The following is a 14,550-nucleotide window of genomic DNA, read 5'->3' as shown; positions in this document are numbered from 1 at the left end:
GCGGTATGAGTTACGTCATGTACTCAAGTTCGATCTTCTCCACCCAGGCACCCATGTTCTTCTGCACGAAGTTCCAGTCGATGTCCTGCTGCTTGAGGCCGGCAAAGAAGTCCACCACCTCGGGGTTGGCCTTTGCCTGGGCACCCTTGTTGACCGGCATGGAGTTGAACTTCTGCGCGAACTCGCCCTGGACCTCGGCGCTGCCGAACCAGTCGATGAACTTTTGCGCCTGGTCCTTCTTCTTGGTCCCCTTCACCAGCGCTATCTGCTCCACGGCAAGCGGGACCCCCACGGAGGGGATGACAGTGTCCACGTTTACCTTGAAGGACTTTTCGCGGTCGGCAATGATCGAGGACGGCATCTGGCCCATGTCCACGTCACCGGAGGCGATGCGGGCAAACAGGTCGGTCTTGGCCACTGCGGGGCTGCCGTTCTTGAAGTACTGCTCAACCTGCTTCCACCCGTCGTCGGAAATCCCCAGATCGCCGGAGTCATCCCGGTACCTGGAGAGGATGCCTGCGAAGACCAGCTGCGCGGTGGCCGTGCCCATGCCGGTGACCCGTTCATAGCGGCTCTTGAACTCGTCCTTCGTCCACAGGTCCGTCCAGTCCTTTGGCGCGGCGTCCTTGCTGATCTTGTCCGAGTTGTAGCCCAGGAGGATGGCCTGCTTCACCAGGGGCCAGTAGGTCTCGCCGTCGCCCAGGCCTTTGTCCACGGCGCCCGCCCATGCGGGCTGGTAGGCCTCCAGCGCACCCTCGTTCTTGACCTGGGAGAAGTACATGTTGTTCAGGCCGAACGCGACGTCCGCGATGGGGTTGTTCTTCTCGGCAATGAGCTTGTTGGTGGCGTCGGCGCCTCCGGCCCCCACGATCTCAATCTTGAATCCGGCCTCGGCCGCCTTGGCAGCCAACCAGTCGCCCCGGCCCTCGCCGTTGGAGTTGGTGTAGATCACCAGGGTGTCCCCGGAGGCTCCCGCCGGAGCGCCGGAGGCGTCACCGGTAGAGGCCGGCGGGGTGGAGGCACCGCCACAGCCGGCGAGAAGGGTGGCGGCGACGGCGGCGGCAACCAAAGTCTGCAATTTACGCACGATCAGGACTCATTTCTGGACTGGAATCGGAGCATGTCCGCACAGCCTATAGCCGGGCATGACAAAAACCGGGCTGTTATAGCTATCGATTCGATAAACAGCCCGGCTGCCCACTTTGAACCAGTTGGGGAAACGGCTGGGGCCCGCGGCGTAAACCGGGGGCGAACGTTAGTCCTGGGCTCCGATGCCCCGCTAGGCCATGGCGGTCTGGGCGGCGCTGTGGGCGTGGATGGTTTTGGCGTAGCAGGAAGAGTGTTCCACTCCGATGTACGGCCCGAAGTTGGGGATTGCCTCGAATCCGGAGTTTCGGTAAAAATTGCGGCCGTCCGGTTGGGCCGAGCCGGCTTCTGCCTTGATCCGGGTTATGCCCTGCCTGAAAGCCTCCGCCTCGAGTGCGGCCAGGATCGAACTGGCCACGCCGGAGCCGCGCGTGTACGGCAGTACGTAGAGGCGCTTGATTTCCGCCGTCGATCCATCCAGGAGCCGCAGTCCGCCGCAGCCGACGGGTTGTCCGGAACCCTTGTCATACGCCACCAGGAAGACAGCGCAGTCGGCGCCCGACGGCGGCGGGCCGGGTTCATGGTCGGGCCGGCCGAAGCGGGCGTCCAGCTCGGCCTGCTGGGCATGGCGCAGGTCCGCGCCTACGGGGTTGGACCAGGGGACCTGCCGGATGTTCAGCCGGGGGTTGGTCTGCATAACTGCCTCGATTCGCCGGAGGGGTATGCCTGACAAGGCTAGGCGCCGGCGGTTACGCGGGTGTTTCCTGCCGGTTAGGGCCTCGCTAACGCGTGTGGGAGGCGGCAAAGCAATTTACTTGGCAGGCTAGTTATCAGTTGGTCTAGAATGATCCCATGGTTTCTACGGGCAACGAGGGATCCGGCTACTGGTACGGACCCGACGGGCAGCTGGACTACAGTGCAGCGGTGCTGAAGTCGCTCCGGGACTACCGGGCGGCTGAAACGGAAATCCGCCGCAGCACCAGGGACTCCATGGGCATGGGGGAGACGGACATCCTTGCCCTGCGCTACCTGCTGAGGGTGCAGGCGTCGGGCAAGCAGGTTGTGCCGAAGGATCTCAGCCAGTTCCTCAATATTACTAGCGCGTCCACCACCTCGCTCATCGACAGGCTGGTGGCAAGTGGCCATGTCCGTCGCGAGCCGCATCCCTCCGACCGCCGTTCAGTCGTTGTGCTTCCCACGGTCGAGTCCGACAAAGAGGTGCGCGAAACCCTTGGCGCCATGCACCGGCGGATGATGACGGTTGCCGAGAGCCTGACAGCGGAGGAAGCGCGCATCGTTGTCGACTTCCTCCAGCGCATGACCCAGTCGCTTCAGGTGCACGAAGGCGAAGAACTAAAAGTTCACTAGGCTGACTAGCTAGTTAGCCTAGTTATATGTAAGCTTACGATTGTTCCTGATGTTGCTTCCTAACGGAGTCGTGAGTGTGTTGGTTACTTTCACCGAAGTTTCGCCGCCTGATCCCCGCCTGGGCGCTGTAGTCCTGGACAGCCACTTGGACCTGAACCCATCCACCCTGGACGGCACCACTGCGCCGCAGGGCGGATGCGCGGTCCACTGCGGCACCCCAATGCAGCTCGTGACTCCTGCCGTCGGCTTGGAAACCGCGAGCTATACCTTTGCACCCGCCGATGCCGTCGGTACTGAGCTTCCACCCGTCTGGCGTTGCGGCTGCGGGTTCCAGCTCGATGCCTGGTCCACTGATCCCCGGCGGGGACATGCCCCAGTAGTTTCCCCCGCATGAGCCTCCTGGAAACTGCAGTTCATGCGCAGTCCCCTGCTGCGCAGCTCCCGGCCCGTGCAAACGGCACTGTTGCCGGACGCTGGCAACTTCGGGAACGGCTGGGCCGCGGGTCTGCTGCCGAAGTCTTTCGGGCGGTAGACCTGGAGGGCGGTCCCGATGTTGCGGTCAAGATGGCTGCCGGCAACGGCCGCAAGCAGCACCAGCGCATCCAAAACGAAGCCGGGGTCCTCGCCGGACTCACCCACCCCTCGATTGTGCGGCTCATTGCGCAGGGCGTTATGCCCGACGGCGGTACCCACGCCGGGCGTCCCTTCCTGGTGGAGGAACTGGCGCTGGGAACGAGCCTGGCCGACACCATCCGGCTGCAGAGCCCGCGGCCGGATGATGTTGCGCGCTGGGCGCGCGGCCTTTTTGAGGCGCTCGCGCACCTTCACGCCAGCGGCCTTGTGCACCGTGACATCAAGCCGGCGAACCTGATGCTGAGCGGCCTGCGGAGAAGTCCCGTCCGGATCATCGATTTTGGAATTGCAGCCACGGCGGGGGCGGCTCCCGAACCCGGGATTTCTTCCGGAACCGTGCACTACATGAGCCCGGAGCAGGCCGCCGGCGGGGCAGCGGAGCCGTCTTGGGACGTGTACGCCATGGGGTTGGTCCTGCTGGAACTCCTCACCGGCACCAAGGCCTTTCCCGGTACCGCCGTTGAATCCCTCGTGGCCCGCACCCTGCGCTCGCCCGAGATCCCGGATTCCCTGGGTGACTGGGCTGCCCTGCTGCGTTCCCTAACGGCGATGGACGCCACGGAACGTCCCACGGCAGCAGCCGCCGCGGCGATGGCGGCACAGCTGATTCCGGCGGTACCGTCGTCCAGCCAAGGTATCCAGCGCACCCTGCACAGCCAAGGGCGCCAGTGTGGCCAGCGTGGCCAGACGGGTGCCGGGACGTGTCCGGCGACGCGGGCACTCTCTCCCCGACGCCGCCGGCAGCGGGCCTAGGGAGCCGCTACGTCGCGTCCGGTGGGATCCCCGGCCGTCGGGTCTGCCAGGGCAAGGCCACCCACGGGGCTTCCATCCCAATGGATCAGGGTCCAACCTGCAGCCACATCTCCCTCCAGCGCGACGATTCCGGTGTTGGCCAGGACATGGCGTGCGGCGAACTCGTGGTCAGCGCCATCTGCCCGGAGTCCTGCCCAGGTGCGGATGGCGGCACCATGGCTGACGACGGCAACCGTGCCGTGCTGCTGCCGTTCAGCCCGTTCCACCACTTGTGCGATGGCGGCGTCGAACCGCTCGAAGAAGGCATGGCCGTCGGGCCCGGCGGGCATGCGGCGGTCCAGGTCGCCCGCAGCCCAGGAAATCACGGTCCCCATGTAGCGCTTGTGGGCTTCGTGGTCGGTCAGTTTCTCCAGTGACCCGGCCTCGATCTCGTGCAGCCCGTCCAGGACTTCAATATCGAGGGTGTGCAGCCGGGCCAGCGGCGCGGCGGTGATCTGCGTCCTGATCAGGGTGGAGGCGTAAAGCGCGCCGATGCGTTCGTTTGCCAGTGCCCGCGCCATGGCTTCCGCCTGGCGTTCGCCCAGTTCGGTCAAACCGGGCCCCGGGTGGTCGGTATCCAGTTGGCCCAGTACATTGCCTGGGGTTTCGCCGTGGCGGATCAGGAGCAACTTCATGTTCCCAGTTTCCCACCCCGAACGCACGGAAGGCGCCGGGCCCTCTTGAAGCCCGGCGCCGCCGTCGTACGTTTCCTGCCCTGCGTGCGGGCTTACTTCAGGTGGTCCACCAGCTGGTCCGCGATGCCCGTGTACTTGCCGGGCGTAAGGGCCAGGAGGCGTGCCTCAGCCTCGGGCGAGAGGCCCAGGCCCTGCACGAACTCCTGCATGCGGGCCGCGTCCACGCGGTGGCCGCGGGTGAGGTCCTTGAGGCGCTCGTAGGGGTTCTCCATGCCTTCGACGCCGGCAATCGCCTCGGCGCGCATGACCATCTGGATTGCCTCGCCCAGGACCTCCCAGTTGGTGTCCAGATCGGCGGCCAGGACGTCCTCGGCAACGTCCAGGCGGTCAAGGCCCTTGGCCACGTTGGAGATGGCCAGCAGGGAGTGGCCGAACGCCACGCCGATGTTGCGCTGACTGGAGGAGTCGGTGAGGTCGCGCTGCCAGCGGGAGGTCACCAGGGTGGCAGCCAGGGTGTCCAGCAGGCCGTTGGAGATCTCCAGGTTGGCCTCGGCGTTCTCGAAGCGGATGGGGTTGACCTTGTGCGGCATGGTGGACGACCCCGTTGCGCCGGCCACCGGGATCTGCGCGAAGTAGCCGATGGAGATGTAGCTCCAGATGTCCGTGCAGACGTTGTGGAGGATGCGGTTGAAGCGCGCCACGTCGGCGTACAACTCTGCCTGCCAGTCGTGGCTCTCGATCTGCGTGGTCAGCGGGTTCCAGGTCAGGCCGAGTCCCTCTACGAACGACTTGGACACCTGCTCCCAGTCGGCGCCGGGAACGGAGGCCACATGGGCGGCGTAGGTGCCGGTGGCGCCGTTGATCTTGCCCAGGTATTCGGTCTTGGCAATCCGGTCCAGCTGGCGGGTCAGGCGGTGCGCGATGACTGCCAGCTCCTTGCCCAAAGTGGTGGGTGTGGCGGGCTGGCCGTGCGTGCGGGACAGCATCGGGACGGCGCGGTTGTCCTCGGCCATCCTGCTGATCTGTGCCACCAGGGCGCGGGCCGCGGGCAGCCACACGTCCTCCACAGCACCCTTGACGCCGAGTGCGTAGGAGAGGTTGTTGATGTCCTCGGACGTGCAGCCGAAGTGGACCATGGCGGTCAGGTCTTCGATCCCGATCGCCGGGAGCCGGCGGCCGATGTAGTACTCCACGGCCTTCACATCGTGGACGGTGACGGCCTCGATCTCGCCCAGCTCCGCTACGGACGCGGCGTCGAACTCCGTGACGATGGCCCGGAGTTCGCCCTGCTGTTCCGCGCTCAGCGGGCCCGCGCCGGGAAGGACGTTGTTGCTGGTCAGGTGGATCAGCCATTCCACTTCGACAGCCACACGGTCGCGGTTCAGCGCGGCCTCGGACAGGTAGTCAACCAGGGGCGCGACGGCGGACTGGTAGCGGCCGTCCAGGGGGCCAAGCGCGATTTTTTCCGATGACGCGGCGAGGGCCAGGCGTCCTGAGGGCGTGCGGGTGTCAGCTGTGGCGGCAGTTTCAGGCATGTGCTGATTCTTTCACGAAGTCCGGCGCCGCCTTAAGCGCGTCCCCCACGTTACTTGTCCACATAGCCGACGGCGGTGCTTACCCGGGCAGGGAAGCGTCCCTAGCGTTGGTGGCGGCAGGGTTGGGGCGGATCATCCGGCCGGGAAGACCGCGACGGTAAGCAGCATGGAGAACGAATCGATGGACGGGATACGGGGCAGCGGGCAGGACGTCAGCCTGGAAGTCCAGGAGGTGGGCAGGAAGGTGGCGCAGTGCTCGCACAGTGCCGAAGGGGTGCTTGCGGGATTCCATGAGATCCAGATGGAGGACTGGCAGTCGCCTGCGGGACAGGCCTACCGGGAATCTGTCGCCTTGCAGGCGGTGGCCGTACGGAGGGCCTTGGACCGGATCCTGGAAGCTTCTGCCGCCGTGGCAGCACATGCCCGCGCGGCATTGACCTCCGAATGTTCGCCTGACGGCCGGTGCTGATGGCTGACGCAACGCCCTCCGGATCGGGAGGACCCATCCAGGTTTTGCCACCACCTCCGGACGGCAACCTCACAGTCTCCGGCGGGGTGGGCGGCATTACCGTCCAGCTGGAGGAGCTGGAGGTGGGGGCCGGAAAGCTCGATCGGCTGGCCGAGCGGCTCGCAGCCATCGAGACTGGGCTTTTCACTGCCTGGCAGGAGCTCGGTGCCCACCAGAACCGACCGCGCAGTACGGGAACCGCCGCCCTCATTGCCGTTTGGGAGGCTAAGGATGCCGTCCGGACAGTACGCCTGGAACTGCAGCGGATCAGCGGCCAGGTGCGCAGTTGCAGGCGCGAGTATGAGATTGCCGAATCCGCTGCCCACCTGAAGTGGCGGCTGGGTTTGTCGGATCCGGACGTGGAGCTCCAGAAGCACGTGGACTTCTGGCGGACGGGATTCCTTAACGGGGATGCCACTGAAATGCTGGTGGCAGATGCCGTCATCCTCCTGCCCGCGATCAAGCCAGCGGTTGAAGAGAACATCCCTTCCCTGCGCACGGGCCCCGTAACGGCCACGCAGGAAGAAACCATCTCCATCGATCTTGATGCGAGCCCCGCCGGGCTGCTTGAGCGGGTACGGATGATTGAGGCACGCGGCAGCGGCTACATCGAAGTCATTGAAGTGGATATCGGCGCCGGAAAAGCCTACGTCGTTGTTGTTCCCGGAACGCAGGTGAACGAATCCGATGGCGGGACCAATCCTTTTGATTTGGGCGGAATCGTAGACGGTATGGGTGCCCGCTCGGAACGGATCAATGAAGCTGTCATCCAGTCGCTCCGGCAGGCGGGTGCGGAACCCGGTGCGGAGGTGGTCGCTGTGGGGTACAGCCAAGGCGGTATCCACGCCATGAACCTGGCGGCTGACGAGGCCTTCGGGAAGGAGTACCGGCTCAAATACGTCCTGACCGCCGGGTCGCCCGTTTCGCGCATCATGCCTTCCCCCGATGTCAGCAGCCTTCACCTGGAGCACCGAACAGACTGGGTGCCCGGCAGCGATGGCTTGCCGAACCGCGACGCCAGGAACCAGGTCACCGTAACCATGAACAATGACCTTTACGTGCGCGGGGGAGAAGATGCCGGGTTGGGCCCCGGACACAGCCTCCCGGGCTATGAGGAGGCAGCCCGGCAGGTGGGCGCGAGCAAAGACCCCTCACTGGTCCAGTCCACGGCGGTGCTTGGGAGTGTCCTCGGAGCCGGGGGTGCTGCCACCGCCACCCGCTTTGCATTGTCCAAGACTCCGCCGCCCTCTGTTCCCAAGGATCCCAGGGACCCCTTTTCCGGGCGGCCGCAGCCGGGTGCCCGGTAGGGGCCGTGACTGTTCCCGGCGGGGGAGTCATGAAATCTGCGCGGCGTGCAGTTCAGCATAGGGATTTGAGCGTGGGTTTTCCGGTTTCGGGGCAGGTTCCGGAGCGGGCGGCGGGGCTGGCTGTGGAGCCGGGGCGGGGACAGCGGCGGGGCACCGGTAGTTGTAGTCGAGGTCGTTTTCCGTGAACTGCGTTGTGGTTACAGTTCCGCCTGGCGTCAAAGGTGAAGCCCCGCAATATTCCTCTGCCGACTCTGCGGAATAGGCGCCCGCCAGCCAGTTCTGAAGTTTGTCGAGGTTGCTGCCGGGCCTGACGTCACCCACAATCTCGCTGAATTGATACCCGGTTGAATAGATCCCTACTTCTGCTCCGGCGCCCTGCAGGTAGGCCGTCATGCCTTCCAGTTCTGCTGCATTCACCGCCTTGTCCCACAGCCAGCTGTTTCCGAATTCAACATCCAGCCACCACATCCGGTGGCCCACGGTGTGCCCGGCTTCCTGCAGGATGCCAGCCGCGTTGACGGCCATCCCGTAGCCGTGCACGTAAGCGCAGGCCGGGGAGGCAGTGCCATCGCATTGACCGTAGGGGTTGCTGACAGCAGCGTTCCGATAGGTGTTCTCTGCAGGCCACCACAGTGTTTCAACAGGACCTGTTGCGGCCGTGTTCACATACACGGCCGCCGGCGTCCCTCCTGCCGACAGCGCGCTTTGGTCGGCCCAGGCCAGCTGGTCCGACAAGCACGGGTTGGCTGTATCCGGCCGGCCGCCGTTCACGCCCACGATCGCGAAGGCAGGGGGTGCAGGAAGATCCGCGCCGCATTGGGGCCAGGAGATGTCGTTGCCCAAACCCCCGGCACTGGGCAACGGCCCTGTTTCGGTGTCCGCATGAGCAGGGCCGGCCTGCCAGGCGAAAAGCAGGCAGGCAGCGAGCAGGATTCTTATGGGCTTCATCTTTGGCCCCCGTGTTCCGGAACTGACAGCAACGGGCCTTTTTGCGGCCCGATTCGCAGCCTAAAAGGCGGGCACCATGGGGGTCATGGGTGGCCGGTACTGGACTTTTGGGAACCGGCACGGGGAAAGCACCTGTGAGGTACCTGCTTCCGCGGGCACTTCTACTTGGGTGGACGAATCCTGCCTGGTCGTCAGCCCCGGCAGGTGGCCCCGCGGGACGTCAGCGCCGGCCGCCGGGCAGCAGCCCTGCAACCATTGAAACCAGGGAAATAATGATCGCGGCCAGCACGGCAGTCCAGAAGAAGGAATCGAAGGTGAGGTGCACCGGGGTGTAGCTGCTGATCCAGGAGGTCAAGTACAACATCGCTGCATTGATCACTATCGCGAACAGGCCGAGCGTCAGGATGGTGATAGGAAGAGCGAGGAGACTTACCAGGGGCCGCACGAAGGCATTGACCACGCCGAAAATGAGGCCGATAAAGAGATAGGCCACCACAATCCCGATGGTCCCGGTGTCCTGCGAAATACCGGTCCTGGCCACGGCATCAGATGCCGCAGTGCTGGAAATTTCCATGCCGGGCAGGACCCAGCTGGCCACCCAAAGAGCAGCGGCATTGACGACGACCCGAAGGATGAAGGAACCCATGGCACCATGCTTCCATACCGTCCTTCCGGGCGGCTGGGACCGCCCTGAATTTCTGCCGTTCACTCCCCGGAACCCTTGAGGGCCTCGAAGTAGGCTAGAGGCCATGACTTCATCTGAAACCAGGGCTGGCGGAATCGCGCCGCGCCCGGTGCTGGACCGGCTGCCCCGCTACGCTGCAGGAAAGCCGCCGGCCGCGGTCAGCGGACTGGCCAGCTACAAGCTGTCCTCCAACGAAAACCCGCTGCCGCCGATTCCGGCGGTGCTGGACGCCATTGCCGGCCAGAAAGACTTCAACCGCTACCCGGATCCCCTGAGCAGCAAGCTCCGTGCCACGCTCGCAGAATTCCTTGACGTTCCTGCCGAGGACATCGTGACCGGAGCTGGAAGCCTGGGCGCGCTCAACCAGATCCTGGCGGCCTTTGCGGGCCAGAACGACGACGGCAAGGCGGACGAAGTCATCTACGCCTGGCGCTCCTTTGAGGCATACCCCATCAGCGTGGGCCTGGCGGGTGCCCAGAGCGTGCAGATCCCCGTGACCGGTGACGGGCGGCACGACCTCGCAGCCATGGCGGCAGCAGTGAGTGCCCGCACCAAGGTGATCCTGCTCTGCACGCCCAACAACCCCACCGGCCCGGCCCTCACGGCAGCTGAGGCCGAGGCCTTCATCCGTTCCGTCCCAGCCGACGTCGTGGTGGTCATCGATGAGGCTTACCAGGAGTTTGTCCGGGCGGAGGACGCGGTGGACGGGATCGCGCTCTACCGCAAATACCCCAACGTTGTGGTGCTCCGGACGTTCTCCAAGGCACATGGCCTGGCCGGGCTTCGCGTCGGCTACAGCGTCTCCCATCCGGAATTAACCCAATACCTGCGGGTCGCCGCAACACCTTTCGCCGTGTCCCAAATTGCCGAAAAGGCGGCAATCGTTTCCCTCGAGAATTACCCCCAGGTTGTGGAAAGGGTACAAAAACTCGTGGACGAGCGAACGCAGGTCATGGCTGGCCTCCGGGAGCTGGGATGGGCGGTCCCCGATGCCCAGGGCAACTTCGTGTGGCTTGCCCTTGGCGCTGAAACCACGGCCTTTGCCGAGCTCGCGGGCACGCGGGCCCTCTCTGTGCGGGCCTTCGCCGGGGAAGGCGTAAGGGTCAGCATCGGGGAACCCGAGGCAAACTCACGGTTCCTCCAGTTGTGTGCCGACTATACAAAGGCGCCAGCAACTTCCTAGCGCTTAACAAGTAGCCCTCCGGCTACTTACCGCAGATAAAGTTAGGATCAGTAAGCCAATGTATATGCCGTAAAGGGAATGTATTCCTTGTAAGGCATATATCCTCACGACATCGCATTGCATCCGGATGCGGCAGGCAAGGAGACGGTATGGGCACTCATCTGCCTTCCACCGAGTTCGACGGAACAGCGGTAGACGACCAGCGGGAGGCCGATGCAGAGGCCGTTATGGGTGAGCCCCCTGCCCCGATGGTGCAGTTGCTGGGCCCTGACGGAAAACTGGGCGCCGACCCGGTCTTCAGTGAGTACGCGGACAAACTCACCCCGGAGGACCTCCGCGGCCTCTACGCCGATATGGCCGCCATCCGCAGGTTCGACGTCGAGGCCACCGCCCTCCAGCGTCAAGGGCAGCTGGCACTGTGGGTCCCGCTTACCGGCCAGGAGGCAGCGCAGATTGGCTCGGGCAGGGCCAGCCAGCCGCAGGACTACATCTTTCCCACCTACCGTGAACACGGCGTAGCGCTGACCCGCAACGTGGACCTGGCAGAACTCCTGCGCCAGTTCCGCGGGGTCTCCAACGGTGGCTGGAATCCCAAGGACACCAACTTCCACCTGTATACGCTGGTCCTGGCCGCGCAGACCCTGCATGCCGTCGGCTACGCCATGGGAATCCAGCGGGACCAGAAGCTCGCGGCGTCGGATCCGGCAGGCAGCCAGCCGGATGCGGCCGTCATCGCCTACTTCGGCGACGGCGCCAGTTCCGAGGGCGACGTCCACGAATCGATGGTGTTCGCCTCCTCCTACAAGGCCCCGGTCGTGTTCTTCTGCCAGAACAACCACTGGGCCATCTCCGTGCCCACCAACATCCAGACCCGCGTGCCCCTCTCCAACCGCGCCAAGGGCTACGGTTTCCCCGGCATCCGGGTGGACGGGAACGACGTGATCGCTGTGCACGCAGTCACCGAGTGGGCGCTCGAGCACGCACGCCAGGGCAAGGGCCCGGTCCTGATCGAGGCCTTCACCTACCGGGTGGGGGCGCACACCACCGCCGACGATCCCACCAAATACCGGCACTCCGACGAAGAGGACGCCTGGCGCGCCAAGGACCCGCTGGCCCGGCTCGAAAAGTACCTGCGCGCCGAAGGCCTGGCCGACGACGCCTACTTCGCCAAGGTGAAGGCAGACGGCGACGAGCTGGCCGCTTATGTCCGCCGCACCGCCCATGATCTCGAAAACCCGGACATCCGGACGGCCTTCGCCAACGTCTACGCCGAAGCGCACCCGCTGGTGGCGGAGGAACTGGCATGGTTCGAGGAATACAGCGCAGGATTTGCCGGCGAGGAAGAATCCGCCGGGCAGGCAGCAAAGGCAGGCCACTGATGACCACCATGACCATCGCGAAGGCCATCAACGAGGGCCTTCGCGCCACCCTGGCCGCCAACCCCAAATCGCTGCTGATGGGCGAGGACATCGGCCCCCTGGGCGGCGTCTACCGGGTCACCGACGGGCTGATCGGCGAGTTCGGCCCTGACCGCGTGGTGGACACCCCGCTGGCGGAGTCCGGCATCATCGGCACCGCCATCGGCCTGGCCCTGCGCGGATACAGCCCCGTCTGCGAAATCCAGTTCGACGGCTTCGTGTTCCCCGGCTTCAACCAGATCACCACGCAACTGGCCAAGATGCACGCCCGCAGCAACGGCACCCTCACCGTTCCGGTGGTCATCCGCGTTCCCTACGGCGGCGGCATCGGGTCGGTGGAACACCACTCGGAATCCCCTGAAGCCCTGTTCGCCCACACGGCGGGCCTGCGGATTATCACCCCGTCCAACCCGCACGACGCCTACTGGATGATCCAGCAGGCCGTGCGGTGCCAGGACCCCGTGATCATCTTCGAACCCAAGCGCCGCTACTGGCTCAAGGGGGACGTGGACGTCCAGGCGCCGGGCCCCGCCGAGGACCCGTTCAAGGCCCACGTGCTCCGGGAGGGCACCGACGCCACCATCGTGGCCTACGGCCCCCTGGTTCCCGTGGCCCTTGCCGCCGCCAATGCAGCCGAGGAGGACGCCCGCAGCGTTGAGGTCATTGACCTGCGCTCAATCTCGCCGATCGACTTCGACACGGTCACCGCGTCCGTGCAAAAGACCGGCCGGTTGATCGTGGCGCACGAGGCACCCACGTTCGGTGGAATCGGCGGCGAAATCGCCGCCCGCATCAGCGAACGCGCCTTCCACTCGCTCGAATCCCCGGTGATCCGCGTGGGCGGATTCCACATGCCGTACCCCGTTGCCAAGGTGGAGGAAGACTACCTTCCGGACATCGACCGCATCCTGGAGGCGCTGGACCGCGCCCTCTCCTACTGAGGACACCATGACCCTGAACAAGTTCAACCTGCCCGACGTCGGCGAGGGCCTGACCGAAGCGGAAATCGTCTCCTGGAAGGTCAAGCCAGGCGACGCCGTGGCCATCAACGACGTCCTGTGCGAGATCGAGACCGCCAAGTCCATCGTGGAACTGCCGTCCCCGTTTGCCGGGACCGTCACCGAACTGCTGGTGCAGGAAGGGGTGACCGTCGACGTAGGGACCGCCATCATCAGCGTCAGCGACGAAGTTGCCGGCGACCCCACGCCCGCAGACGTCCGCGCGCCGGAAGCGCCGGCACAGCCACAACCGGGAGCGCCGGCACAGCCACAACAAACCGCGCAGCCGCTCTACGGCAAGCTTCCCCAGGACGAGGCGCCGGATGGAACGGACGACGGCGGCGCCAGCGCCCCGGCCGGCGGTCCGCTGGTGGGTTCCGGCCCCAAGGCCGACGCCGTCAAGCGGCGCCCGCGGAAGACCGCACCAGCCGCTGCCGTGACCGTCAACGCCCCCGAGGTTGAGCCTGTGCAGCCGCGGACCCCCGCCGAGGTGTTCGCCGGCGCACCCGCCGCCGTCGACAACCGGCCGACCCTGGGCGGCACCATCACCGGGCTGGTCAACCGCGTCCTGGCCAAGCCGCCGGTCCGCAAGATCGCCCGGGACCTGGGCATCGACCTGGCCGACGTCGTGGCCACCGGTTCACGGGGCGAGGTGACGCGGGAGGACCTGGTGAGCTACCAGGCCCAGCGCGACGCCGAACTGGACAAGGCGGACGGCTTCTGGGGCAAGGCAGGAAAGCCGCAGGACCAGCGGGTGGAGCGGATCCCGGTCAAGGGCGTGCGCAAGGCCACGGCCAAGGCGATGGTGGAATCGGCCTTCGCGGCACCGCACGTCAGCATCTTCGTGGACGTCGACGCCAGCCGCACCATGGAGTTCGTCAAGCGGCTCAAGGCCTCGCGGGACTTCGAGGGCGTCAAGGTCTCACCACTGCTCATCCTGGCCAAGGCCGTCATCTGGGCTGCCGCCCGGAACCCCAGCGTGAACGCGGCGTGGGTGGACAACCAGGATGGATCGGCCGAGATCCAGGTCAAGCACTTCATGAACCTGGGCATCGCCGCAGCCACCCCGCGCGGCCTCATGGTGCCCAACATCAAGAACGCCCAGGACCTGTCGCTCAAGGAACTCGCGCTTGCCCTGAACAACCTGGCCACCACCGCCAGGGCTGGGAAGACGCAGCCGGGGGAAATGCAGGGCGGCACCCTTACGATCACCAACATCGGCGCCCTGGGCATCGATACCGGCACGCCCATCATCAACCCGGGCGAGGTGGCCATCGTGGCCTTCGGGACCATCAAGCAGAAGCCCTGGGTGCTGGACGGCGAGGTGATTCCCCGCTGGATCACCACGCTTGGGGGATCCTTCGACCACCGCGTGGTGGATGGTGACTTGTCCGCCCGCTTCATGGCCGACGTCGCGGCCATCCTGGAAGAGCCCGCGCTCCTGCTGGACTGAC

14 protein-coding genes are annotated in these 14,550 nt (G+C 65.5%); 8 read left to right on the top strand and 6 right to left on the bottom strand.

What is annotated here, in order from left to right; genetic code table 11:
- Positions 1-10: 10 nt before the first annotated feature.
- Both ACFO0G_RS13135 and ACFO0G_RS13130 read right to left on the bottom strand, forming a co-directional pair.
- The gene (locus tag ACFO0G_RS13135) at positions 11-1,087 is read right to left on the bottom strand and encodes an extracellular solute-binding protein (protein ID WP_376978107.1); all 1,077 of its coding nucleotides are present in this window, start codon (positions 1,085-1,087) and stop codon (positions 11-13) included.
- Between the two features lie 192 nt (positions 1,088-1,279).
- Entirely contained in the window at positions 1,280-1,783 is a 504-nt protein-coding gene (locus tag ACFO0G_RS13130) for a GNAT family N-acetyltransferase (protein WP_376978105.1), read from the bottom strand.
- Positions 1,784-1,938: 155 nt separating this feature from the next.
- Here ACFO0G_RS13130 and ACFO0G_RS13125 point away from each other — a divergent pair, with 155 nt between their 5' ends.
- Both ACFO0G_RS13125 and ACFO0G_RS13120 read left to right on the top strand, forming a co-directional pair.
- Positions 1,939-2,454 (top strand): MarR family winged helix-turn-helix transcriptional regulator, encoded by a 516-nt coding sequence (locus ACFO0G_RS13125; RefSeq protein WP_376978103.1) that lies wholly within the window; start codon positions 1,939-1,941, stop codon positions 2,452-2,454.
- Between the two features lie 390 nt (positions 2,455-2,844).
- Positions 2,845-3,840 carry a serine/threonine-protein kinase gene (locus tag ACFO0G_RS13120; protein ID WP_376978101.1) on the top strand — a complete coding sequence of 332 codons (996 nt, stop codon included), beginning with the start codon at positions 2,845-2,847 and terminating at the stop codon, positions 3,838-3,840.
- Here the strand turns inward: ACFO0G_RS13120 and ACFO0G_RS13115 are convergent.
- Together ACFO0G_RS13115 and purB are read right to left on the bottom strand one after the other, a co-directional pair.
- Positions 3,837-4,514: a histidine phosphatase family protein gene (locus ACFO0G_RS13115; protein WP_376978099.1), complete on the bottom strand. Its 678-nt coding sequence runs from the start codon at positions 4,512-4,514 to the stop codon at positions 3,837-3,839. The two genes, ACFO0G_RS13120 and ACFO0G_RS13115, sit on opposite strands and share 4 nt — an antisense overlap.
- Positions 4,515-4,606: 92 nt before the next feature.
- Positions 4,607-6,049 (bottom strand): adenylosuccinate lyase, encoded by a 1,443-nt coding sequence (gene purB, locus ACFO0G_RS13110; RefSeq protein ID WP_376978097.1) that lies wholly within the window; start codon positions 6,047-6,049, stop codon positions 4,607-4,609.
- A 166-nt stretch (positions 6,050-6,215) separates the two neighbouring features.
- On the opposite strand from purB, the gene ACFO0G_RS13105 reads away from it, so the two are divergent.
- Together ACFO0G_RS13105 and ACFO0G_RS13100 are read left to right on the top strand one after the other, a co-directional pair.
- Positions 6,216-6,518 (top strand): hypothetical protein, encoded by a 303-nt coding sequence (locus ACFO0G_RS13105; protein ID WP_376978095.1) that lies wholly within the window; start codon positions 6,216-6,218, stop codon positions 6,516-6,518.
- A complete protein-coding gene (locus ACFO0G_RS13100; protein WP_376978093.1) occupies positions 6,518-7,864 on the top strand; it encodes a hypothetical protein in 1,347 nt (448 codons plus the stop codon). Before ACFO0G_RS13105 ends, ACFO0G_RS13100 begins: the two co-directional genes overlap by 1 nt.
- Before the next feature lie 27 nt (positions 7,865-7,891).
- On the opposite strand, the gene ACFO0G_RS13095 is transcribed toward ACFO0G_RS13100, so the two are convergent.
- Together ACFO0G_RS13095 and ACFO0G_RS13090 are read right to left on the bottom strand one after the other, a co-directional pair.
- A complete protein-coding gene (locus tag ACFO0G_RS13095; RefSeq protein WP_376978091.1) occupies positions 7,892-8,812 on the bottom strand; it encodes a glycoside hydrolase family 25 domain-containing protein in 921 nt (306 codons plus the stop codon).
- 220 nt (positions 8,813-9,032) lie between these two features.
- Positions 9,033-9,458: a phage holin family protein gene (locus ACFO0G_RS13090; RefSeq protein ID WP_286400376.1), complete on the bottom strand. Its 426-nt coding sequence runs from the start codon at positions 9,456-9,458 to the stop codon at positions 9,033-9,035.
- 103 nt (positions 9,459-9,561) lie between these two features.
- On the opposite strand from ACFO0G_RS13090, the gene ACFO0G_RS13085 reads away from it, so the two are divergent.
- The 4 genes from ACFO0G_RS13085 to ACFO0G_RS13070 all read left to right on the top strand — a co-directional run bounded on the left by ACFO0G_RS13085 (position 9,562) and on the right by ACFO0G_RS13070 (position 14,549).
- Positions 9,562-10,680 carry a histidinol-phosphate transaminase gene (locus ACFO0G_RS13085; RefSeq protein WP_376978089.1) on the top strand — a complete coding sequence of 373 codons (1,119 nt, stop codon included), beginning with the start codon at positions 9,562-9,564 and terminating at the stop codon, positions 10,678-10,680.
- 149 nt (positions 10,681-10,829) lie between these two features.
- On the top strand, positions 10,830-12,059 hold the full coding sequence (pdhA, locus tag ACFO0G_RS13080) for a pyruvate dehydrogenase (acetyl-transferring) E1 component subunit alpha (protein WP_376978087.1): 1,230 nt from the start codon (positions 10,830-10,832) through the stop codon (positions 12,057-12,059).
- Positions 12,059-13,039: an alpha-ketoacid dehydrogenase subunit beta gene (locus ACFO0G_RS13075; protein ID WP_376978085.1), complete on the top strand. Its 981-nt coding sequence runs from the start codon at positions 12,059-12,061 to the stop codon at positions 13,037-13,039. Before pdhA ends, ACFO0G_RS13075 begins: the two co-directional genes overlap by 1 nt.
- A 7-nt stretch (positions 13,040-13,046) precedes the next feature.
- Positions 13,047-14,549, top strand: coding sequence for a dihydrolipoamide acetyltransferase family protein (locus ACFO0G_RS13070; RefSeq protein WP_376978083.1), 1,503 nt, complete (start codon positions 13,047-13,049; stop codon positions 14,547-14,549).
- The last annotated feature ends 1 nt before the right edge of the window (position 14,550 follow it).

It is taken from the genome of Arthrobacter sedimenti, assembly GCF_042652025.1.
Taxonomy (GTDB): domain Bacteria; phylum Actinomycetota; class Actinomycetes; order Actinomycetales; family Micrococcaceae; genus Arthrobacter; species Arthrobacter sedimenti.
This window is presented reverse-complemented; position numbering and strand designations above follow the sequence as displayed.